This is a genomic window from Dyadobacter sp. BHUBP1, from assembly GCF_050587785.1.
GTDB lineage: Bacteria > Bacteroidota > Bacteroidia > Cytophagales > Spirosomataceae > Dyadobacter.
The window spans coordinates 162187-183317 of sequence record NZ_JBOBIH010000002.1; the positions used below are offsets into that span (position 1 = coordinate 162187).

General features: G+C 50.2%; 16 protein-coding genes. 8 read left to right on the forward strand and 8 right to left on the reverse strand.

Going from position 1 to position 21131, the window contains the following annotated elements:
• The first annotated feature begins 34 nt into the window (after positions 1 to 34).
• Together ACQ4MZ_RS07445 and ACQ4MZ_RS07450 are read left to right on the forward strand one after the other, a co-directional pair.
• On the forward strand, positions 35 to 1030 hold the full coding sequence (locus ACQ4MZ_RS07445; RefSeq protein ID WP_430843982.1) for a PfkB family carbohydrate kinase: 996 nt from the start codon (positions 35 to 37) through the stop codon (positions 1028 to 1030).
• A 17-nt stretch (positions 1031 to 1047) separates the two neighbouring features.
• Positions 1048 to 1713: a bifunctional 4-hydroxy-2-oxoglutarate aldolase/2-dehydro-3-deoxy-phosphogluconate aldolase gene (locus ACQ4MZ_RS07450; RefSeq protein ID WP_430843984.1), complete on the forward strand. Its 666-nt coding sequence runs from the start codon at positions 1048 to 1050 to the stop codon at positions 1711 to 1713.
• Here the strand turns inward: ACQ4MZ_RS07450 and ACQ4MZ_RS07455 are convergent, their stop codons facing one another.
• Entirely contained in the window at positions 1714 to 2295 is a 582-nt protein-coding gene (locus ACQ4MZ_RS07455) for a Uma2 family endonuclease (RefSeq protein ID WP_430843986.1), read from the reverse strand. It lies immediately after the preceding gene.
• Positions 2296 to 2397: 102 nt separating this feature from the next.
• On the opposite strand from ACQ4MZ_RS07455, the gene ACQ4MZ_RS07460 reads away from it, so the two are divergent.
• The gene (locus ACQ4MZ_RS07460) at positions 2398 to 3117 is read left to right on the forward strand and encodes a DUF3784 domain-containing protein (RefSeq protein WP_430843988.1); all 720 of its coding nucleotides are present in this window, start codon (positions 2398 to 2400) and stop codon (positions 3115 to 3117) included.
• On the opposite strand, the gene ACQ4MZ_RS07465 is transcribed toward ACQ4MZ_RS07460, so the two are convergent.
• From ACQ4MZ_RS07465 to ACQ4MZ_RS07490, 6 genes are all read right to left on the reverse strand, one after another.
• On the reverse strand, positions 3095 to 4585 hold the full coding sequence (locus tag ACQ4MZ_RS07465) for a tagaturonate reductase (protein WP_430843989.1): 1491 nt from the start codon (positions 4583 to 4585) through the stop codon (positions 3095 to 3097). The genes ACQ4MZ_RS07460 and ACQ4MZ_RS07465 overlap by 23 nt on opposite strands.
• 107 nt (positions 4586 to 4692) lie before the next feature.
• Positions 4693 to 7209, reverse strand: a complete 2517-nt coding sequence (lon, locus tag ACQ4MZ_RS07470; RefSeq protein ID WP_430843991.1) for an endopeptidase La — start codon at positions 7207 to 7209, stop codon at positions 4693 to 4695.
• A gap of 135 nt (positions 7210 to 7344) precedes the next feature.
• Entirely contained in the window at positions 7345 to 7962 is a 618-nt protein-coding gene (locus ACQ4MZ_RS07475; protein ID WP_430843993.1) for a DUF6702 family protein, read from the reverse strand.
• Complete coding sequence (gene rseP / locus ACQ4MZ_RS07480) at positions 7944 to 9260, reverse strand: RIP metalloprotease RseP (protein WP_430845346.1); 1317 nt, start codon at positions 9258 to 9260, stop codon at positions 7944 to 7946. Before rseP ends, ACQ4MZ_RS07475 begins: the two co-directional genes overlap by 19 nt.
• 151 nt (positions 9261 to 9411) lie before the next feature.
• On the reverse strand, positions 9412 to 11241 hold the full coding sequence (locus ACQ4MZ_RS07485) for a MutS-related protein (RefSeq protein WP_430843995.1): 1830 nt from the start codon (positions 11239 to 11241) through the stop codon (positions 9412 to 9414).
• Complete coding sequence (locus ACQ4MZ_RS07490) at positions 11238 to 13067, reverse strand: ABC transporter ATP-binding protein (RefSeq protein ID WP_430843997.1); 1830 nt, start codon at positions 13065 to 13067, stop codon at positions 11238 to 11240. Before ACQ4MZ_RS07490 ends, ACQ4MZ_RS07485 begins: the two co-directional genes overlap by 4 nt.
• A 304-nt stretch (positions 13068 to 13371) precedes the next feature.
• Here ACQ4MZ_RS07490 and ACQ4MZ_RS07495 point away from each other — a divergent pair, with 304 nt between their 5' ends.
• From ACQ4MZ_RS07495 to ACQ4MZ_RS07515, 5 genes are read left to right on the forward strand one after another with little or no spacing between them, the layout of a single operon-like run.
• Positions 13372 to 13941: an RNA polymerase sigma factor gene (locus ACQ4MZ_RS07495; protein WP_430843999.1), complete on the forward strand. Its 570-nt coding sequence runs from the start codon at positions 13372 to 13374 to the stop codon at positions 13939 to 13941.
• A complete protein-coding gene (locus tag ACQ4MZ_RS07500) occupies positions 13922 to 15487 on the forward strand; it encodes a hypothetical protein (RefSeq protein ID WP_430844001.1) in 1566 nt (521 codons plus the stop codon). The genes ACQ4MZ_RS07495 and ACQ4MZ_RS07500 overlap by 20 nt, the downstream gene beginning before the upstream one ends.
• A 54-nt stretch (positions 15488 to 15541) precedes the next feature.
• Positions 15542 to 16054 carry a ubiquinol-cytochrome c reductase iron-sulfur subunit gene (locus ACQ4MZ_RS07505; protein WP_430844002.1) on the forward strand — a complete coding sequence of 171 codons (513 nt, stop codon included), beginning with the start codon at positions 15542 to 15544 and terminating at the stop codon, positions 16052 to 16054.
• Between the two features lie 12 nt (positions 16055 to 16066).
• On the forward strand, positions 16067 to 16954 hold the full coding sequence (locus tag ACQ4MZ_RS07510; protein WP_430844004.1) for a DUF5777 family beta-barrel protein: 888 nt from the start codon (positions 16067 to 16069) through the stop codon (positions 16952 to 16954).
• An 8-nt stretch (positions 16955 to 16962) separates the two neighbouring features.
• Positions 16963 to 17523 carry a YceI family protein gene (locus tag ACQ4MZ_RS07515; protein WP_430844006.1) on the forward strand — a complete coding sequence of 187 codons (561 nt, stop codon included), beginning with the start codon at positions 16963 to 16965 and terminating at the stop codon, positions 17521 to 17523.
• Positions 17524 to 17623: 100 nt separating this feature from the next.
• On the opposite strand, the gene ACQ4MZ_RS07520 is transcribed toward ACQ4MZ_RS07515, so the two are convergent.
• Positions 17624 to 21010, reverse strand: a complete 3387-nt coding sequence (locus tag ACQ4MZ_RS07520; protein ID WP_430844007.1) for a glycoside hydrolase family 2 TIM barrel-domain containing protein — start codon at positions 21008 to 21010, stop codon at positions 17624 to 17626.
• Positions 21011 to 21131 lie beyond the last annotated feature (121 nt).

Below are 21131 nucleotides of genomic sequence, written 5' to 3' on the forward strand. Positions count from 1 at the left end.
TTCATTCTTTGGCAAACGGGCAATAGTTTAAAATATGGCTCAGATAGTATCCTTCGGGGAAGTCCTTATGCGGCTTTCCACTCCTGGTTTTTCCCGTTTTGAACAAGCCCGTCAATTGAATGTAACATATGCTGGTGGCGAAGCGAACGTTTCGACGGCGTTGGCATATTGGGGACACAGCACGGCGCACGTTACCCGTTTCCCTGATTCGCCCATCGGACGTGCGGCGGCTCAGTACCTGCATTTCCATGGCGTCGATACGTCCCACATCCTTTTCGGAGGCCCCAGAATGGCCGTTTACTTCCTCGAAACCGGGGCTGCGATGCGCGGCAGCCAGATCGTGTACGACCGCGCCAATTCATCCCTCGCAACGATCGACCCGAAAGAACTCGATTGGGATAACATCCTGAAAGACGCGGAATGGTTTCACTGGGCAGGTATTACCCCGGCATTGTCGCAAGAAGCTGCGGACGCATTGCTCGACGGCATTAAAGCGGCCCGCAAACGCAACATTACCGTTTCCGGCGACATTTTCTACCGTGCGAATTTGTGGAAATATGGCAAAAAACCTTCCGATATCCTTCCCGAGCTAACTGCTGGAACGGATGTAGTAATCGCCAACAGCATCAATATCAAGGAGATTTTTGATATAGACGGAAACGATTTTGTCGAATCCTGCGTCAATTTACAGAAGGCTTTCCCGCAGGTAAAAACGGTGGTGGATACTAAAAGGACGTCGATCAGCGCGTCACATAACTTGCTGAGGGCGTTTTTGTGGAATGGCAAAGAGCTGCTCGAAACGGAAGACATTGAGATCAACCCGATTATCGACCGCGTAGGCGGCGGTGACGCATTCATTGCCGGCCTTATCCACGGCCTCATTACCTTCGACGACCAGCAAAAGGCGCTGGAATTCGGGGTAGCGGCTTCGGCATTGAAGCACACCATCGAAGGCGACGCATTGATCTCGACGATTGCCGAAGTGGAAGCCATACGTCAGGGAGAGACCTCAGGAAGAATCAAACGCTAGTAACCTGGCCAACAATCATGGATAAAGAAACAACATTGATATTATTGAACGAAGTCGGCGTACTGCCGTTGTTCTATCATGCGGATATTGAAATCGCCAAGGAGGTAATCAATGCGGCATACCGCGGAGGTGCACGCGCATTCGAATTTACGAATCGTGGCGACAATGCCTTTAATGTGTTTACGGAACTTCTGGCGCATGTAAAGGAAAGTCTGCCCGGCCTGTCAATGGGAATCGGTACGATTTACGATGCTGAAACCGCGCAAAAATTCATCGATGCCGGCACTGATTTTATCGTGACACCTTGCCTCAATCCGGCCGTAGGCGAAGCTTGTTTGAAAGCTGGTGTCCCCTGGATTCCGGGCGTTTCTACATTGACTGAAATCTATAACGCACAGCAAGCTGGCGCGGAGGTAGTGAAACTTTTCCCGGGCGAAGTGGTGGGTTCCGCATTCGTGCGCGCAATCCGCGGGCCTATGCCGAATGTGAAAATTATGGTTACCGGCGGCGTACAGCCTACCAAGGAAAGCATTAACGAATGGTTCGGTGCTGGTGCCTACGCTGTCGGCTTAGGCTCAAACCTGTTTCCGAAAGACGTGGTAGCACAAGGTAACTATCCCTGGATCGAGCAAAAAGTAGCTGAAAGCATCGCGCTCGTGAAGGAGTTCCGCGCGAATAGCTGATTAATATTCCAAAATATCGCTTAGGCGGGTGGAGAAGTCCACTAGTACTTCACCGGCCGAAAGCGTTTCTTCAAAATGCACCGCAAGTTGAGGCTTGCCCGGCTCGTAAACGTAGGTCGTCTGACTTTTCGGACACACTAGCCAGGCAAGCCTCACGCCGTTTTCAATCCACTTCACCATTTTTCGTTCCAGGTAACGCAGGCTATCTGTTTTGGATTTTAATTCAATCACAAAATCCGGTGCCATGTATGGGAACGAATTCTTTTCATCGTCTGTCAGCGCATTCCAACGGTCTATTTGTATCCAGGCAACGTCCGGTACCCGCATGGACCTGTCTTGAAGAAAAAAACCTCCATTTGATTCAATTACCTTTCCTCCCTTTTTCTTGCGGTTCCAAATAGCTATTTCGGCGATTAATTCACTGTTGTTAGAACTGCCAAGGAGAAAGGTGGGTGTCATAGTGATGTGTAGTTGACCGTGTTCATCCCTTTCGACCATTAAATCGGGGTTGGCCACGCAGAATGCGACCAACTCGTCGTCGGTGAAATACGGATGTGCAGGTATGTTCAATGGGAGAATCATAATGTGCTTTTTATCAAATATAAGCATTTGTGAAAACGAAAGCCAATTGACTTTCTCCTGCATAAGTTTGTAACTTATAAGGCAATTAGCCGTGACAAAGTTATGCTTACCGTTGCCATCATCATTTCGCTGGTCTTGCTTTCGCTCGGGTTTATCGTGACTCCGGGTAATGCGAAATACCTGTTATCCGGGTACAATACGATGTCCGAAGCCGATCGCGCGAAGATGGACATTGTTTCCTACGTCAAGTTTTTCAATCGTTTCCACATATTCCTCGGTATCAGTGAGCTGGCAGGAGTGTTGATTCTGAATGCTTTTAATCCTAACTGGGCTACGGTGTTTATGGTTGTCTACCCCCTTCTGGCATATGTCTATATGATCGCTGTCGGGAACCGATACTATACGGGCACGAGCGGCCAGCGGGTAGGCACCTACATTGTCATGGCCATTATCCTTGTGGTGGTAGTGGGCGTAGGTTATTTGATGTTTATGGGCATGAGGAACAGCGAGATCTTCCTGACTACCCGTGCATTGGAAATCAAAGGCCTGTCCGGGATGAAAATTGCGCGGGATGATGTGACCGGGTTCACTGTTACCGACAGCCTGCCTGATATTTCGAGCAAAGCGAACGGTTTCGCAGGCGGAGAGTTTGCGAAAGGGGCCTTCAAAACAGAAGACGGCCGGATTGTCAGGTTGTATATCAATAAAAAATCTCACCCGTACCTGCTGATCAAAACAGTAACGGATGAGATCTATTTCAGTTCTGATGCCATCTCGGCCGAGGAACTGTATAATCAGCTCAAAGCGTGGAAGTCCCGGTAAAGACCGGCTCGATCATATAACCTTTCACGGCGTCGGCAAAGCCCGGCAGTAATGTAAGGTCGGTATCCCAAAGCGATACATCGCCCAAAACCTGCTGTGCCAGATCTACCGGCGACGCAGCATTCTTCCACTTTTCATCAAAATAGGCGGCTGCATCGCACCGGATTGGATACTGCTGACCATCGCGCTCGCCGTAGTAAGCATTGTCCTTATGCACGACAGGCCTCATAAAACGGAGGAATGCGGCAAATCCTTTGGCAAATAATACAGGTACATCGTCCGATTTCTGATAATGGTTCAGAAGTGTCGGAATGTTGCGCATCTTCATCTTCGCCGTGTATTGCACGGTAATATCTATCAGCTGGTGGCGAATGAACGGGTTGCGGAAGCGGTCGAGTACCTGGTTGCCGAACTCCTGCGCCCGTGCGGGATCAACAGCGTACGGGATTGCAGGCGCAAGTTCTTTCAGCATTACATCGGCGATAAACTGCGCGGTTTCGGTATTTTCCATCGCTTCACGAACTGTATCGAGGCCGTGGAGATAAGCAAGACCGGAAGCTAACGTATGCGTGCCGTTTAATAATCTCAATTTCAATTCGCGGAAGAGGTCGATATTAGGTTCGATCACCACCCCCTTGTCGGCTTGTGCGAAGCTCAACACATCGCGCACATGCTGGGTGCCTTCGATGGCCCAGAGGCGGTAAACTTCGGAAACGATCAGCAGATCGTCGCGGAAGCCTTGTTTTTGAGAAAGCACCTCGATCGTTTCGGCATCGGGCTTGCCGGGAACAATGCGGTCTACCAGTGAGCTGCAAAAGTGGTTATAGTTTTCCAGCCAGTAAATAAAAGCCCTATCCAGACCGTGCCGTTGTGCCTGTTCCAGCACGATGGCTTTCAGTTTCGGACCGTTGCCGACGATCAATTCGGTAGGCACAATCACCATCCCCGATTCAGGAGCACCATTAAATGCTTTGTAGCGTTCTAACAAATAGGCCGTCAGTTTGCCCGGAAAGGACACCGGCGGGTTGGCGAAAATGTCATCGTCGACCAGCTGGATACCCACTTCCGTCGTATTTGAAATAACAATATTAAGCTCTGAGCTATGTGCACATTCGAGGATATCGGCCCAGTCGCTGGCAGCGGCCAGGGTGCGGCTAATGCTGCTATTGATAACCGTCTCATCGATTTGCCGACCGTTTTCAATTCCGCGGATGCTGTGGGAGAAGATATTCTGCTGCTCCGCAAAGGCGTCGGTTCCCCCGGTGCTGGTTGATTTCACGACAACGATCCGGCCATTGAAAATACCCTGCGCATTGGCCTTGTTCACAAAATAGTCGGGCAGGCCGCGCAGCAGTACTCCTGTACCGAACTGGATAATTTTTTCAGGCAATGCAAGAAGTTTCCGGTGATCGGGAAGAAGTTCGGGCTGCTGGTCGAGCAGTTGGGGAGAGAGCTGCGGTAACGACATTTTTAAATAGATAAAAGGTTTAACAATATGACGCCGTTTGGAAAGCATAACCCCTAAACAAAAAGAGGCACCTTTCGGTACCTCTTTTGCATATTTTCAAGTCTGGTTTAAACCGTCATGGTAACATATCCGCTTTCCTCTTTTTCTTTCTTTTCATCGGGGAAAACGAAGTTCATCGGGTTGTTCACTTTTTCGGGAAGGAGCGCAATCCCCAGCACTTCATCCACCTGGTCCACGTAATGGAAAGTCAGGTCTTTGATGTAATTGGCAGGTACTTCTTCCACGTCCTTGCGGTTTTTCACACAGAGAATAATCTCTTTTACTCCCGCGCGGCGTGCAGCGAGGATTTTTTCTTTCACACCACCTACCGGAAGTACTTTTCCGCGCAAGGTGATCTCACCCGTCATCGCGATATAAGGTTTCACGCGGCGTTGTGTAAATATCGAAGCCATGGAAGTGGCCATCGTCACGCCCGCGCTAGGCCCGTCCTTGGGTACTGCGCCGGCAGGTACGTGTACGTGAAGATCGTAGTGATTGAAAATGCGGTAATCGATACCCAGCCTTTCTGCGTTAGCTTTGAGGTATGACAACGCAGCCACCGCCGACTCTTTCATCACGTCGCCCAGCTGGCCGGATAATGTCAGCCCGCCTTTCCCACGACTCAGGCTCGTTTCAATGAACAGGATTTCACCACCTACCGAAGTCCAGGCGAGACCCGTCACAACGCCAGCGAAGTCATTGTCCTGATACAAATCCTTATCAAAAATCTCCGCGCCGAGGTACTTCTCGATTTGGTCGGCTTTAACGGTCTTAGGATAATCCTGCTCCATTGCTACCGATTTTGCGATCTTTCGGATAACAGTGCCTACCTTCTGCTCGAGGTTGCGCACGCCCGACTCGCGGGTGTAGCCTTCAATCACTTTCAGCAATGCGGCATCGTCGATCTTCACATCGGTCGATTTCAAACCATGATCTTTGCGTTGTTTCGGAACGAGATAACGTTTCGCAATCTGCAATTTTTCTTCGATCGTGTAGCCGGTCATTTCGATGATTTCCATCCGGTCGCGCAATGCGGGGTGAATGGTATCGAGCGAGTTGGCGGTGGCTACGAAAAGCACCTTCGAAAGGTCGTATTCTACTTCGAGGTAGTTGTCGGTAAACGACGAGTTCTGCTCGGGATCGAGTACTTCCAGCAATGCGGAAGAAGGATCGCCGCGATAATCGGAACTCACCTTATCGATTTCATCGAGGATGAACACCGGATTGGCAGAACCTGCCTTTTTGATATTCTGGATGATCTTACCCGGCATTGCACCGATGTACGTCTTGCGGTGCCCGCGGATTTCGGCTTCGTCGTGCACGCCACCGAGCGCCATACGGATATATTCCCGGTTCAATGCCTTCGCGATGGACTTGCCGAGTGAAGTTTTGCCGACACCCGGAGGGCCGTACAGGCAAAGGATCGGCGCTTTCAAATTCCCTTTCAGTTTCAACACCGCCAGGTATTCGATAATGCGTTCTTTCACCTTTTCGAGACCGAAATGGTCAGCGTCGAGGATTTTCTGTGCCCTTACCAGGTCGAAATTGTCTTTGGTATATTGTCCCCAGGGCAAATCTACCAGTGTTTCCAGGTAATTCATCGTTACCGGGTATTCCGGGGCCATTGGGTTAACGCGCTGCAATTTGCCCAGTTCTTTTTCGAAATGGGCTTTCACCGGCTCCGACCATTTTTTCTGGCTGGCTTTCAGGCGGATTTCGTCGAGGTCGCGCTCGGGGCTGTCCATTCCCAACTCATCATGCAGAACTTTGATCTGCTGGCGAAGGAAATAATCGCGTTGCTGCTGGTCGATATCCGAGCTTGCTTTCGTCTGGATTTCACGTTTCAATTCCAGCATTTCGATTTCGCGCATCATGTATTGCAGCAAAAGCGTAGCCTGCTTGTGACCGTTACGTTCTTCAAGCAATTTTTGCTTATCGGCTATCTCGACATTGATGTTCGACGACAGGAAATGGATCAAGAAGATCGGGCTTTCGATGTTGTCCAGCGCAATGCGTGCTTCCTGCGGGATCTCAGGGTTCAGGCGCATGATCTTGTGCGCACCGTCACGAAGCGATTGCAGCAGTGCTTTCGCTTCTTTTTTGGTAGGGCCCACAAAAGAATCTTCGATAGGCCGCACTTCGGCGGTCAGGTAAGGCTCCTCGTTTACAATGGCTTTGATTTCGAAACGCTGACGCCCCTGCACGATGATCGTCACATTACCATCCGGCAAGGTGATCATTTTCAGGATTTGAGCGACGGTACCGATATTGTAAAGATCCTCAGCGGTAGGATCTTCCTTGTTTGGAATAGCCTGAGTGACGGCACCGAGAATACGCTGATTGATATCGGAGTTGCGGTATATCTTTTTAACAAGCCTGATGGCTTTCTGGCGCACGACTGTCACGGGAATCACCATCCCCGGGAAGAGCACCGTTTGCCTGATCGGAAGTATCGCTAATTCATTTGGAAGTTCAAAAGGCTCGTCAGAGCCGTCGGGGCCACCAAGAGGAACGATTTCAAGGCTATCCATGTCCGAATCGGACATCAGCAGCCGGCTATATAGATCAGAAGGTTCAAATTTCATAGGCATTCTGTCAAATTGACAGATAATCTTTTCCCAATATATAAATAATGACTTTCAAAAGAAAGGCATTATAAAACAAAATAGCCGTGCCACTACACATTATGTCATGCATTTTTATGAGCGGTCACAGACCAGTTACAGCAGGTGAGAAGTCTGTCCTTTTTTAAATAAAAACGTCCTTTTTTCGGACTGGAATTTAAGATTCGTCATATTGACCTGATCGTCAAAAACTTCCATAAGCGTAACATTCAAAAGCTTACAGCCGTTCAAAGCGCCCTGGAAAGGGATTTCGAGATACACCCACGTTGCATCCGCTTCCTGTTCTTTTCCGACATATTTGATAGGGACATTTTTTTTCTGACTATCTGTCAAGACAAATGATTTACGAATGTATTCTTCAACGAAGCGATCATTTTGATCATTGTCCTTGATCACGAATCGTTGTCTGGAGTGGCTTTCCGACAATGCTTTTTCAAGATCATCCGTAAATATCCGGATACTTACTTCGAACGATCGCGACGACACATTGTATTGCATTTGCGTCACTGAAACGTGGTAATCGTGCTTCGGTTTGAAGGACGTGAGTAGGAAAAGGGAGGAAAGCAGGAAAGGGAGGAAGGAGGAAAGGGAAGAGGAAAAAGTCAGAAAGTCAGGAAAGCGAAATGACCTTCCTGACCTCCTGACTAATACATTCCTTTCCTCCCCTTCCTCCATTCTCCCTTTCCTCCCTCTTTTTAAAATACCGCTTTCCATACGTCGTTGAAAATGGCGAATGCCATCAGGCCCAACAAGAGTACCATTCCTACTTTCTGGGCGTTTTCGAGGAACTTGTCGGAAGGCTTGCGACCTGAGATGATTTCATAGGACAGGATTACCGCATGGCCGCCGTCCAATGCAGGAATAGGCAATGCATTCATGAATGCGAGCACCATCGATAGCAAGCCGGTCAGCTGCCAGAAACGGCCCCAATCCCAAACGCCACCAAACATACGTGCTATGCCGATCGGTCCGCTCAGTGCTTTGGAGGCAGACACTTCCCCGCGGAATATTTTACCGAAACCTTTGATATTGTTATACACCACACCGAAGGCATTTTCCGTGCCAATGACCACCGCTTCGCCGAAAGTATATTGAACGACTGTGAAGTCGAGCAGGGTTTCTGGATAGAAACCGAGCGTACCGTCTTCGGTTACGGCCACTTTCAAGGGTTTCTGTTCCGCACCGCGTTGTACTACCAATGTAGTTTCCTTGCCTTTCAGCTTTTCAAGTTGGGTCTGCAATTCATGGAAGAAACGGATAGGCGTGCCGTTGATCGACGTAATTTTGTCTCCGACTTCCATGCCCGCTTTTTCGGCAGGCATTCCCGGAATCAGCTCACCGATTTTGAAAGGTTCGATCGCGCGGATGAAATTGCGTTTCTCATCAGGGTCGGACAGTTTTTCAATGAAATTGTTAGGGATCTCGATCTGCACTTCCTGGCCGTTGCGGTCGACGGTGTAAGAACTGTTGCTTCCCAGGAAAACCTCCGAACTGATCACGTCGCTGAAATCCGTGAAAGGTTTGCCGTTGACGCGCACGATCTTGTCGCCGGTTTTCAAACCGATTTCCTGTGCCAGTTCGCCGGCCACGATACCATATTTATTTACCTCATTAATCGAAAGGAACTGCTTGCCGTCGTGGTACGCGATTGCAATGAAGATGACGATACCCACGACCACGTTCACGATAATACCGCCGAGCATGACGATCAGCCGCTGCCAGGCCGGTTTCGAGCGGAATTCCCACGGCTGCGGCTCCTGGTTCATCGCCTCGGTGTCCATCGACTCGTCGATCATCCCGGAAATTTTCACAAACCCGCCCAGCGGGATAGCGCCTATGCCATATTCTGTTTCGCCTTTCTGAAAACTGAAAATTTTAGGAGGAAAGCCTATAAAGTATTTTTCAACCCTCATTCCGAACAATTTTGCGGCGGCCATGTGCCCCCACTCATGCAACCCCACCAGGATCGACAGGCCCAGGATAAGCTGCCCTGCCATGATCAATATTTCCAATGCTTTCTGTAATTCCATTCAGGTTTTGTAATCGTTACGGGTTAATTGTTAATCAAAAAAGTTCGACTTCCGCTACCGGATCAGTGTTTTAAACGTAAATGTAAACAGTAAAGTTACGCAAATCCGCAAACAACCGTACAAATGCCCGGTATCAGTGTGCAAGCGGGGTTTTGTCGGGGCCAATAGCAATGCCCATCATCCGCATCAGTTCCGAGGCATTGAAACTCCGGCAGATCCCTTCGTGCAAACGGTAATCAAAATGCAGCTGGCCGTTTTCCACATCCGACCGGAAATGGAAGTTGTGAATGTAAGGCTCGGTAGCGCCCCACTCGCCTAGTTCGAGGTCGTGGGTGGATACCATACCTGATGCTTTTTTGGCATGCAGCTGCCGAATCAGCGCCTCCGCACCCCGGTGGCGGTCGGCGGAGTTGGTACCTTTGAGAATTTCATCCAGTAAATAGAAAACAGGTGCTTGAGCCTGCTCGTCGGCCAGTTCAAGGAGTTTCCGGAGCCTTTTTAATTCTGCATAAAAAGAAGAAGTGCTTTCTTCCAGCGAGTCCTGCGTGCGCATGCTGCTGAATACCCGCACAGGCGAGCAAGCGAATGCGCCGGCGCTCACAACCGCGCCCATTTGCGCGAGTACGAGATTTAAACCAATTGTCCTTAAAAAAGTACTTTTCCCAGACATATTCGAGCCTGTAACCAGTATTGTCTTGCCCGTACCCTGCATGGCAAAATCGTTACTAATCCGCTTTGCCGCGGGAATCAGCGGATGGCCGAGCGAAGCGGCGGCGATGGTAACTTCAGAGACATGATTGACAGCGGGAATAATGTACTCCGGATGGGCAAATGCGTGACCGGCCAGACTGTTCATTGCTTCGGTGTCGGCCAATACGTCGAGCCAGTCGGTGAGGTGCTGGTAATGCACAGCCTTCCAGTCTTCGAGGCTGGCGAGGCAATGCATATCCCAGAGTGTGGGAATGCCTATGAAAATGGCGAAGTAAGGATTGTTGCGGTAATCCAGTTTTTCGAAGAGGTTGCCCACTTTCGCCAATGCGGCCGAAGAGCCGGTAATCTTCGCCTTTCTTGTTTGCCACCACGTCGACTCATACGGTGCATGTTCCGCTTTTTTCAACAAATCCGAATAAGCGGTGAGCGTCTGTCCCATCGATGTCGTGCGGTTGGCGAGTAGTTTCACAAATTCGGCGTAGCGGCCCAATATGAAAAGATGGATTCCGAGGCTGACGAACACAACAATGCCTGGTAGGATGCCTGCGAAATACAATATCGCGATCAAAAGTGTCAGCAAAGGGTACCAGCGCAATGGCAATGCATTTCTCAATGGCGCGGGAAATGGTTCAACGATCCATTCCTGAAATTCGCCCACGTGCTTGGCTGCGTGCGCGTGAAGCAAGGCGGTCGCTTCCCATTGCTGGATGTGCTCGGGGTGATGGCTGAAATCGGTGGCGGCTGTTTGCCGGAGCCCTACCTCGGTTGCGTTGGCTGGATTTTTGAGCCAATTGGCAAGCCGGCGGCTTCCTTCGGCGGTGCGGCTGCGATTGAGGAGTTTGAAAAGGGAAAATTCGCCGAAGATGTCCAGATCATCGGAATAATTATGGTCTTTTTCGCGGAATTCCGAGCCGGTTTCGGGTCTTTTGAAACGGAGATCGAGGCGGGCAAGTTCATCGTCATTAATGGCGATGAGGTTTCGCTGAAAGTTCCGGTGGCTACGGGCTTCCTGTTGCTTCCGCATCAGGATAAGGAAGATTATGAGCAATACCAATATCCCTATTCCCCAATGGGCGACGCCCGTTTTGTTCCAGACTACCGCCAGCACCACCATGCCTGCAAATGCAGCCAGTCGCAGCAGGGCTATATTTTTAAATCTTTCATGCTCCCTTTGTTCCGCTATGGCCGCTTTTTCTTTTTGGGCTTGAAAAAATGTGCGTGATTCGGAGCGGGATGTTTCAGTGCTTTTCATGAAAGGGTTTCAACGTTTTCAAATTGGAGTTTGATGAGGTTGGCGTACAGGCCATCAGGAATAGTGCTCAATGCCTGGTGCGTTCCCGACTCAGCGATCCGGCCTTCTCGAAGGACATAGATCATATCGACTTTCCGGATAGTAGCCAGGCGGTGGGCGATCACGATCGTTGTACGGTTTTTCATCAGTTCGTCCAATGCGACTTGCACGAGCTTTTCGGATTCCGCGTCGAGCGAGCTGGTCGCTTCGTCGAGAATGAGAATTTTGGGATCTTTTAAAATAGCCCTTGCAATGGCAATGCGCTGCCGCTGGCCGCCGGAAAGCTTAATACCCCGCTCGCCGACGATGGTCTCAAATCCTTCGGGAAAGGACTCGATAAATTCCAGCGCATGGGCGCGCTCGGCTGCGTCAATAATGGCTTCACGAGAGGCGGAAGGTTTTCCGTATGCAATGTTCTCGTAGATTGTCCCGCCAAAAAGCATCACCTCCTGCGGCACGATCGCGATGTTTTTCCTTAATGCCGAAAGGCCATATTCCCTCACCGGCTTGCCGTCGACGAGTATTTCACCTGACTGATATTCGTAAAAGCGCATCAGGAGTTGTACAATGGTGGATTTACCTGCACCGCTGTATCCTACCAAAGCGATTTTCTCGCCTGCCTGCACATCTAGTGAAACGCCTTTCAAAACTGGCAAATCGGGACGCGAAGGATAGGCAAAATGAATGTCCTCGTAAGTCACGCGGCCTTCCACATGACTTGCCACTGCATTTTGTGCCTCATCCACCGAAACCTCGGGCGTTTCTCCCAGGATCTCGAAGATGCGTTCGGACGCACCCACCGTGCGGCTGATTTGGGCATATAAATCACCCATTCCGCTGATCGACGCGCCGATAAAAGTGGTGTAAAGAATAAATGTGAATAAATCCGAAAGACCGAACTCGCCAGCTTGCACTAATGCGGCTCCGTACCACACTACACCCACGATCCCGCCGAATGTGGCGAAAATGATAAATGATACGAACCCACCCCGAAACCGCGCCGCATACAATGTAAGGTCCACCACCCGATCCAGAATCGTCCGGTAGCGGTTGATTTCCAGTGGCTCATTGGTAAATGCCTTTACGACGTTCACCGATTGCAAGGTTTCCTCCACCACGACATTTGCCGCTGCAAGCTGGTCCTGCGCCTTGCGGGAGAGCCTGCGTGTGTGACGCCCGAAGAATACCGAAGCCACGCCCAGTATAGGTACCGTCGCGAGCATGAAAAGCGTCAGCTTCCAGGAAGTATAAAACAAAATGGACATTCCGACGATCAGCGTAGCCAGCTGCCGGAAGAGTTCTGCGAGCGTGAACGACAGCAAACCTTGCAGTTGTGAAACATCGGAAGTAATGCGGCTGGTGAGCTCGCCCACGCGACGTTCTTCCAGGAATGGGACAGGCAATGTGATAATCTTGCTGAAAACGTCGAGCCGGATGTTGTTGACAGCCTTTTCACTGACTTTGGAAAAGAGATAGATCCGGAAGAACGAAAATATGGCCTGACCAAACAGGACTACGAAAAGCAGCACGGTGATTTGATTGATCGTAAACCGCGATTTGCCCTCAATGACCTCGATAATGCTTCCCACCAGTTTCGGAAATGCAAGGGACGTGCCGGTCGACAATGCAAGGAACAGCATCCCCGCCACGAACATCAAGCGATAGGGCCGCAGGTAACGCAAAAGCCGGAGCGTGATTTTTAATCCTTCCCACCTGATTTTTTTTACGGCAAATGGAGAGGGGGTTTCCTTGCCGGGCAAGGTTTTGCCAGTTTCATTATTGGCCATTGGATATAAGGTACACCGGAAACCAGTTTTAATCCGGCTTTGATTAACATTCGATAGTTAGCCTGCAAAAGTACGCATTATTTCAAAGCCATCCGGGCGGGACTACCCGGGCAGGACCACCCGCGCAGGGCGGGTTCCGGGAGGCATTAACGCCAAGTTTACGTGCGATTGTCGTTAAAAATTCCTAATTTTTCAATGAACGGACGATGTGTCTTTTTGCCGGCGTAAAAATGTTGTAAAAAACTTGCAAACCCCAGGCAACCCTGTGCCGGATTCCCTCGTATAGGTTAAAAAAGCAAATAGCATGCCCGAGTATAACTCCGCCGTTCTTCAAGAACTACTCGACGGCTGTTTACAGAAAAACCGCCGCAGTCAGGAGCTGTTGTACAAGCAGTTCTACGGCTATGCTATGAGCATTTGCTTGCGCTATACACGCAGCCGGGAAGAGGCGAAAGAAATACTCAACGATGGATTCATGAAGGTTTTCACGAAGCTCGAAAGTTTCGATGCAAGCCGACCATTTAAAACCTGGTTGAGCAGAATCATGATTAATACAGCCCTCGATCATTACAGACAGGAAGTTCGCAGAGATGTTTTCGACGACGTGGAAGTCGCGGAACAGGTGTCCGTAGACGAAACGGTTATCAGCAAGCTTTCACATGACGAGCTGGTCGGACTGATCCAGCGCCTGACACCGGCGTACCGGCTGGCATTCAGTTTGTCGGTCATTGATGGCTACACACACGAAGAAATTGCAGAACAGCTGAATATTTCAGTTGGGGCGTCAAAGTCCAATTTGTCGCGTGCAAGGGAAAAGTTGAGAGACATGTTATCCAAGATTAAAATTGACGACTATGATAGAGTTGCCAGATGACGAACTGGACAAGCTCTTCAGAAAGTCATCAGAAGAGCTTGATCCGACATACGAACCCGATGACTGGAATGACCTGCGGAAACGACTCGACAAGCAGGATGGAAGAACTCCGGCCGGATGGTGGCGGAAATGGTGGCCGCTGGGCGTACTGGCGTTGCTGATACCGGCGGGGATTGCGCTTTATTCCCTGGAAGGGGAGAAGGGAGGAAAGGAGGAAGGAGGAAGGAATGTTACGTTGAAACCGGAGCATGAAGTAGCGCGGGAGGATGGAGGAAGCGAGAGAGGGGTAGTGGAGGATGGAGGCGTGAAGGACGGTAGCGGCGAGTCAGATATTGTCAGTGAGTCAGGTGTTGTCAGAAAGCCGGGAGATTTGGAAGAGGAAGCCTTAAAAACGGCTGCGGGTGTTGATAAAGGAAAGCTGACTGTGGATAATGCAAAAGAATTGGTTGCTGAGAGAAATAAAGTTGCTGGTAATGGCAAAAAAGGTATTGGTAGTAAACTAAAAGCCAGTGCAAAAGAAGCTGGTAAATCTTCCTCAAAATCAGAGTTGAATGCTGCTGTTGGTAAAAACGGCAGAAAACCATTGCCCCGGAGCCAATCTAAGGCAGGCGGAGTGTTCTTAGAGCCTAACCGCTCAAGAGTGGAAGGAGGCGACGGGGCTCTTTCTATTCAAAACAATGCAAAAGCGGAAGGCAGGGAGACGTCCTTGTCGCAAGCAACGGGCCGGCAGGACGGCAATGCGGCTTCGACGGAGATACAGCCGGCACTTGCTGGTGAATCGTTGACAAAAGCAGATGTACGGGACCGCGCATTGATTCCTGCATCCGCATTGGATAGTAAGGCGTTGAAATGGAATGTGTTGCCACTGCCCGGGGTTTCCGCGCCAGAGCAGGAGGTTGCGGCCGGGCCTACGCCGAGGCAATCGTCCATGTCCGCAGATGACCGGCCGCTGATGGCGTTCAGATTTGGTTATTCGCCGGACCTGAGCACGGTAGGATTGAAGGATTTTTCAAAGCCCGGAACGTCGGTGTCGCTGTTGGTGGAGTATTCGGTTTTACCAAGATTGTATTTGCAAAGCGGCGCGGTTTGGAGCAGGAAGGATTACTATGCACCCGCGGAGGCTTATCAGTTACCCAAGCATGGTTATTACCCGCCGCTGGCATTGAGCGGAATAGACGGTGTGTGTAAAGTGTTGGAAATACCCCTGAATGTGCGCTATGATATTGCGCTGGGTGAAAGGTCGCGTTGGTTTGCAACAGGTGGTTTTTCATCCTACCATATGAATAGTGAGAAATATAAATACTATTACATCGACCCTAACGACCCTAATGCGCAGACAAGACGGGGTTGGAATGGGGAAACCGGCTGGTATTGGCTGAGTCATGCCAATATTTCAGCAGGCTACGAATACAGAATATCCCGTAAACTATCGCTCCTCGCAGAGCCTTCTATCCGGATGCCGCTCAAACGCGTCGGCTATGGAAAAGTGAACCTCATTACTACGGGCCTCTGGCTATCGGTGCGCTACACCCCTGTTTTCAAGTGAGCACTATGCCCACATTATCGCTGAATTGTATCTTCTAATTAATTTATTATTACTATGAACTCAATTGAAAAAGGAAGCATGAAAAGAGGCGAATTCCTAAGAAGTCTTGGGCTCAGTACCTCAACGTTAATGGCATTCTATTGCCTCGGCACCACTATGACGGCCTGCGGATCGAAAGACGATGATCCGAATCCTAATCCGAATCCAGATCCGGGTACCGGCGGCAGCGGAATAACAGGCACTACAAGCGGCACGGCTATCAATTTCACGGTTGACATGACCAAATCTCCCTACGACGAGCTGAAAACGGCTGGTATCGGTAAGGTAATCGGGGATGTGCTCGTAGCCAAAACGAGCGGAGGCAGCTATGTGGCTTTGAGCAAAATTTGCACTCACGAGGGAAATCCGGTTGCATACAGGTCATCGTCCAACGACGTTTTCTGCCAGACTCATGGTTCTACATTCAGCACTGCCGGGGCGGTGACGAATGGTCCTGCCACGACTCCGCTTAAAACGTATAATGTAACCGTTTCTTCCGACGGCAATACTTTAACGGTGAAAGCTTAATCAGAACTGACTATGAAAGTACTCCGCCTACTCGTGATGTTGATGGGTTCATCAACAGTATTATATGCGCAGGACGACTTGCTGAACGAGTTGTCGAAACAGGACAGTGCGCAAACCGTTCCGGTCAGCGCCACTTTCAAATCGACCCGCGTGGTGAATGGCCAATCGGTGGAAACGATGAAAAAGAAGCATCTCGATTTCCGCATTTCGCACCGTTTCGGGAAGTTGAACTCAGGCGCTTACCAATTTTTCGGGCTCGATCAGGCTACGATGCGGCTCGGCTTCGAATACGGGTTGACGGACGATCTGATGATCGGAGTGGGCCGCAGCACGTCGCAGAAGGTGTATGATTTTTTTGGTAAATATAAATTACTGAAACAAAGCACCGGCGCACGTAATATCCCGGTTTCGGTGACATTGTTCGGTGGAACAGGCGTAGCCACGGTGGATAAGGAGCGCGATTTTCAGGATAAACTGTATTACTCCGCCCAGGTACTGGTAGCGCGGAAATTCGGGGAGCGCTTGTCGCTGCAACTGTCGCCAACCTATCTGTACCGCACTATGCCGGACGTGACAGGTGACGAAAAAGTACTCTTTGCCGTAGGTATCGGCGGCCGTTTCAAGCTCTCGAAACGCGTCTCATTGAACGGTGAATATTTCTATACCGCTCGGGAAAAGAATACTTTGACAGCCCCTTACCACGATTCCATGTCGTTCGGCGTCGATATCGAAACCGGCGGGCACGTTTTCCAACTGCATTTTACCAACTCCCTCGGCATGATCGAGAAACAGTTCATCGGCGAAACCACCGGCAGCTGGGGCAAAGGGGATATCCATTACGGGTTCAACATTTCCCGTACATTCAGCTTTGACAAGAAGAACAAGAAGCAGCCAAACTGATCCAGACTATGAAACTGCATTTTTTTCGCGTGGCCTGCCTGGCCATGTTCAGTACCGCTTTGCTTTCCGGGACCGCATTTGCACAAATGTTTGCCACTTCGGGCGGTAACACGCAATTCTCAGCGTCGACTCCTTTGGAGAATATTGAAGCGGAGAATAAAAAGTCACAAGTGATCCTGAATACAGCCAACAACGAGATAGCGATCCGGATGAACATGCGGGACTTTTCTTTTCCCAATAAGCTGATGCAGGAGCATTTCAATGAAAACTATATTGAATCGGAGAAATATCCGACAGCTACGTTTTCAGGAAAGGTAGATAAGGCCCAGGATTACACCAAAAACGGCGATTACGATGTGTCGGCGACCGGGAAATTCACGGTTCACGGCGTTACCAGGGAGCGGACGATCAAAGGGAAAATGAAGATCGAGGGCGGAAAGATCACGATCAGTTCCGATTTCGAAGTAGCGCTGGTGGACCACAAGATCGAAGTGCCGAGTGTGGTTTTCGTCAAAATCGCGCAGGTAATCAAAGTGAAGGCGCAATATGCACTGTCGCCTAAAAAATGATAAAGACCCGGCAACATTTAAGCATTCGCCGGGTCTTTATTAAAACTGTGGGGTGTTACAGACTTGGTAAGCCTTTCTTGAACTTGCCAAGTCTTTTTCATTATCTCCTGCGACGACGACGGGCAGGTTTTCTTCGCACCGGCTTTTTCCGTACCGGTGCTTTTTTGACGGTCGTCTTGCGAACCGGGGCCGCTACGGCTTCTTCTTCCTCGTCTTCGCTTACAGCTTCTTCGGTCGGAACAGCCGTTTCGGTTATGGATACGGCCTCGCTGGTCTCCTTTTGATCCACGTAAGGTAAGCGCACCGCTGCGATCTGCTCGATATTTGAAGTGCTTTCGATCGGTCTCAGTCTGAATGAGTAGGAATACGGTTTTGCGGGCAGCAGATATGCCTCGTGGACGCGTGGGGACCAGCTATCGTCACCGCCCAATCCCATTTGCGCGAGGTCTATGTTTACTACCGTCGAAATGCCGCGGCTCAGTATCGCTGCCCGGCGTTTGGCGGCGAGCAGGTCTTTGTCCGTATAATCATGGACGTTGAAATTGAATGCGGTATCGCTCAGCACCAGCAATCCGGCTCCTTCGGCATTGGTCACCGCAGCCCAGCGAACGCCGGTCTTATTTCCATTTTCCTGCGGAGTAATGTACGGGAAATGCTGTTCAGCTACTGTGCCGGCGTAAATGCCTGTTTTTCCACTCGTTTTGCGGTCGGCATAAGTCTCGTGGGGGCCGTTGCCATACCATTGGGTTTTGGTAAATGTAGCGGGCATTCTCAGTTGCATTCCCACTTTGGCCAGCGGCGGCCATTCGCCTCGCGGTGTAAATGTGTTTTGTATATGAATGTCGCCCGAGGCATAAACCATGTATACCGATTGCACATCCATTTCACCTTTGGGCTGTTTCAATGTCTGGTTGAGCGTCACCTTGTAGATTTGGGCGGTCAATCGCTGGGTTTTCATCTCTGAAGAAATGCGCTCCAATGTATCGAGGCCGAAGTTGCGCCATTGGGCAGCATAGCTTTTTGCACCGCCGCCTTCGTCATTATCGGTTGGTACGCGCCAGAAATTGGCATACGGACCGCTTTCGAGCATTTCTTCCCGTTTGTTTTTAAAAGAAATCATCCGGCCTGCGTTTTTGTCGAAAACCACGGTGAAATCCTGTCCCGAAATCTGTACGCGGGCGGCGGTAATCTGCACAATGCGGAGGGGGCGCTCGCCGTACAGGCTGAGGTTCGGGCGCGGGGCAGCTGGTTTCACCACGGGTACCTGATGCCAGGCGACTTCGTGGCCTTTCGGAGCCCAGAGTGTCGCTTCTTTTAATCTTAAACTGAGGTTTAGAAAATACTCGGCATTGGGTTTTGTCGAAGCCTGGAGTTCGTAAGGAATGGTGATCTGCTGTTTCTGGTGTGCCAATGCATTCAGGTTGGCAATGCTTCCGCCTTTGCCCACAGGCTTCCCGTTCTCCATCAGCGACCATACCAGTTCATAACCGTGCAGCGATTGAAAATCGTAGGCATTGTGTAAAATGATATTCTTTACACCGGCTTTCAACGTGTCCGGCGTTTCAAACTTCACATATTGATATACTTTCTTCACCTCATTCAGCTCGGGCTGGGGCGTACGATCAGGGTTCACGAGGCCGTCGCCGGCATTGGCGCCGTCGATGTAGTTGAAATAATCCCAGTATTCGGTGCCATCAGCACGTTTCAGTTTTAGACCCTGGTCGACCCAATCCCAGATGAAGCCGCCCTGCATGGTTGGGTATTTTTCGATCAGGTCCCAATATTCTTTCAGGTTACCGATGCTGTTGCCCATCCCGTGCGCGTATTCGCATACGATGAGCGGGCGGGTTTTGTCCTTTTTGACCAACTCGATCATGTCCTGCGTGGAAGGGTACATGACTGAAACAATATCGAAATTGCTGAGTGTCGTCGGTTTGTAATCCTTTCTTCCCTCATAATGAATTGGCCGGGTAGGGTCGGCGAGTTTGATGAAGTCGCCCATATCCAGGAAATTCTGCCCCATTCCGGACTCATTCCCCAGCGACCAGATAATCACCGACGGGTGGTTCTTGTCCCTTTCGACCATCGCATTGCCTCTCGCCAGAAACGCCGCGCGCCATTGCGGGTTATCAGCCAGGATCATGTTTTTGCTCCAAAGTTCATGGCTTTCGATATTCGCCTCGTCCATCACGTACAGGCCGTATTGGTCGCAGAGGTCGTACCATTCGGAGTTATTGGGGTAATGCGAAGTTCGCACAGCATTGATATTGTGCTGCTTCATTAAGGTAATGTCTTTGATCATCGACTCACGGCTGATCACGCGGCCGGTTTCCGGGTCGAATTCGTGGCGGTTGACCCCCTTAATCGTTATCGCCTTGCCATTTACCAATAGCTGGCCGCCTTTAATCTTCACATCCCTGAATCCCACGCGCTGGCTAGTCGCTTCGAGGACCTTACCGTCGGAATTCATGAGCTGGACCGTCAACGTGTACAGGTTCGGCATTTCGGCGCTCCATTTGGCGGGGTTAGGAACCGGCATTTCGGCACGTACTGCCCCCTCTTTGCCCATTTCGAGCGTGCCGATCATCTGGCTCACCGGCGTGGTAACGACGTTTTTGGAAGCATCATATAATGTAAAAAGCACCTGATGAGCGTGAATGGACTGCTGTCCGAAGTTCTTGACATAGGCGCTCAATTTCAGCGTTGCATTTTCATGATTGGCGTCCAGAATCGTCCTGACTGAGTAATCGGTTAATACCACTTTAGGTAAAAGCAGCAGGTTTACATCGCGGAAAATGCCTGAGAGCCGCCAGTAGTCCTGATCCTCCAAATAACTGCCGTCTGACCAGTTGATCACTTCGACGGCCAGATTGTTTACTCCGACTTTCACATCTTCCGTCACATCGAATTCGAATGGCGTCATGCCATCCTCATGGTAACCGATGGCGACGCCATTCAGCCATACATAGCAAGCCGATTGTACGCCGCCGAAATGGAGAAATATCTGCTTATCCTTTACATCTGCGACCGTAAATGTAGTGCGATACATGCCCACTGCATTGGTATCAGCCGTAATCCGCGGCGGGGTGGCTTTGAACGGGTGTTTGATATTGCTGAAAATCGGACGGTCGTATTTACGACCCTCGCGCGCGCCCACGACCTGCCAGTTGGATGGAACCGGTATATTATCCCAGCCTGCGTCGGAAATTTTAGGATCGAAAAAATTAAGTTGCGCTTTCGAAGGATGCTGCGCCCATTTGAATTTCCAGGTGCCATTCAGCGACTGCACGAACGGGCCTTTTTTGTCCATGGCTAACGCCGCTTTTTCCGTGGTATAGGGGAAGAAATCGGCACGGGGCTTTTCGGTATTGATGCTGATTACCTGCGGATCCTGCCATTCAGGAATGGCCTGGGCCTGAGTCGTGTGATTCAGAATTTGTATTAGAAAAAGCAGTATGGGTAATCCGCGGCGTATAGAAAATTGCATATCACTTCCTGTGGTAACATTCGTGCGGTGCTTTGTTTGAAAGGGTGAAAGCACGCGCTTTTATTTTGGAGGTTAAAATTAGGGATAATCAAAAAGAAACGGACGCAAAACCGGGGCAGCA

Coding starts and splice junctions, on each gene's coding strand:
- ACQ4MZ_RS07445 (WP_430843982.1), top strand. CDS start 35: ATGGCTCAGATAGTATCCTTCGGGGAAGTCCTTATGCGGCTTTCCACT.
- ACQ4MZ_RS07450 (WP_430843984.1), top strand. CDS start 1,048: ATGGATAAAGAAACAACATTGATATTATTGAACGAAGTCGGCGTACTG.
- ACQ4MZ_RS07455 (WP_430843986.1), bottom strand. CDS start 2,295: ATGATTCTCCCATTGAACATACCTGCACATCCGTATTTCACCGACGAC.
- ACQ4MZ_RS07460 (WP_430843988.1), top strand. CDS start 2,398: ATGCTTACCGTTGCCATCATCATTTCGCTGGTCTTGCTTTCGCTCGGG.
- ACQ4MZ_RS07465 (WP_430843989.1), bottom strand. CDS start 4,585: ATGTCGTTACCGCAGCTCTCTCCCCAACTGCTCGACCAGCAGCCCGAA.
- lon (WP_430843991.1), bottom strand. CDS start 7,209: ATGAAATTTGAACCTTCTGATCTATATAGCCGGCTGCTGATGTCCGAT.
- ACQ4MZ_RS07475 (WP_430843993.1), bottom strand. CDS start 7,962: ATGGAAAGCGGTATTTTAAAAAGAGGGAGGAAAGGGAGAATGGAGGAA.
- ACQ4MZ_RS07485 (WP_430843995.1), bottom strand. CDS start 11,241: ATGAAAAGCACTGAAACATCCCGCTCCGAATCACGCACATTTTTTCAA.
- ACQ4MZ_RS07490 (WP_430843997.1), bottom strand. CDS start 13,067: ATGGCCAATAATGAAACTGGCAAAACCTTGCCCGGCAAGGAAACCCCC.
- ACQ4MZ_RS07495 (WP_430843999.1), top strand. CDS start 13,372: ATGCCCGAGTATAACTCCGCCGTTCTTCAAGAACTACTCGACGGCTGT.
- ACQ4MZ_RS07500 (WP_430844001.1), top strand. CDS start 13,922: ATGATAGAGTTGCCAGATGACGAACTGGACAAGCTCTTCAGAAAGTCA.
- ACQ4MZ_RS07505 (WP_430844002.1), top strand. CDS start 15,542: ATGAACTCAATTGAAAAAGGAAGCATGAAAAGAGGCGAATTCCTAAGA.
- ACQ4MZ_RS07510 (WP_430844004.1), top strand. CDS start 16,067: ATGAAAGTACTCCGCCTACTCGTGATGTTGATGGGTTCATCAACAGTA.
- ACQ4MZ_RS07515 (WP_430844006.1), top strand. CDS start 16,963: ATGAAACTGCATTTTTTTCGCGTGGCCTGCCTGGCCATGTTCAGTACC.
- ACQ4MZ_RS07520 (WP_430844007.1), bottom strand. CDS start 21,010: ATGCAATTTTCTATACGCCGCGGATTACCCATACTGCTTTTTCTAATA.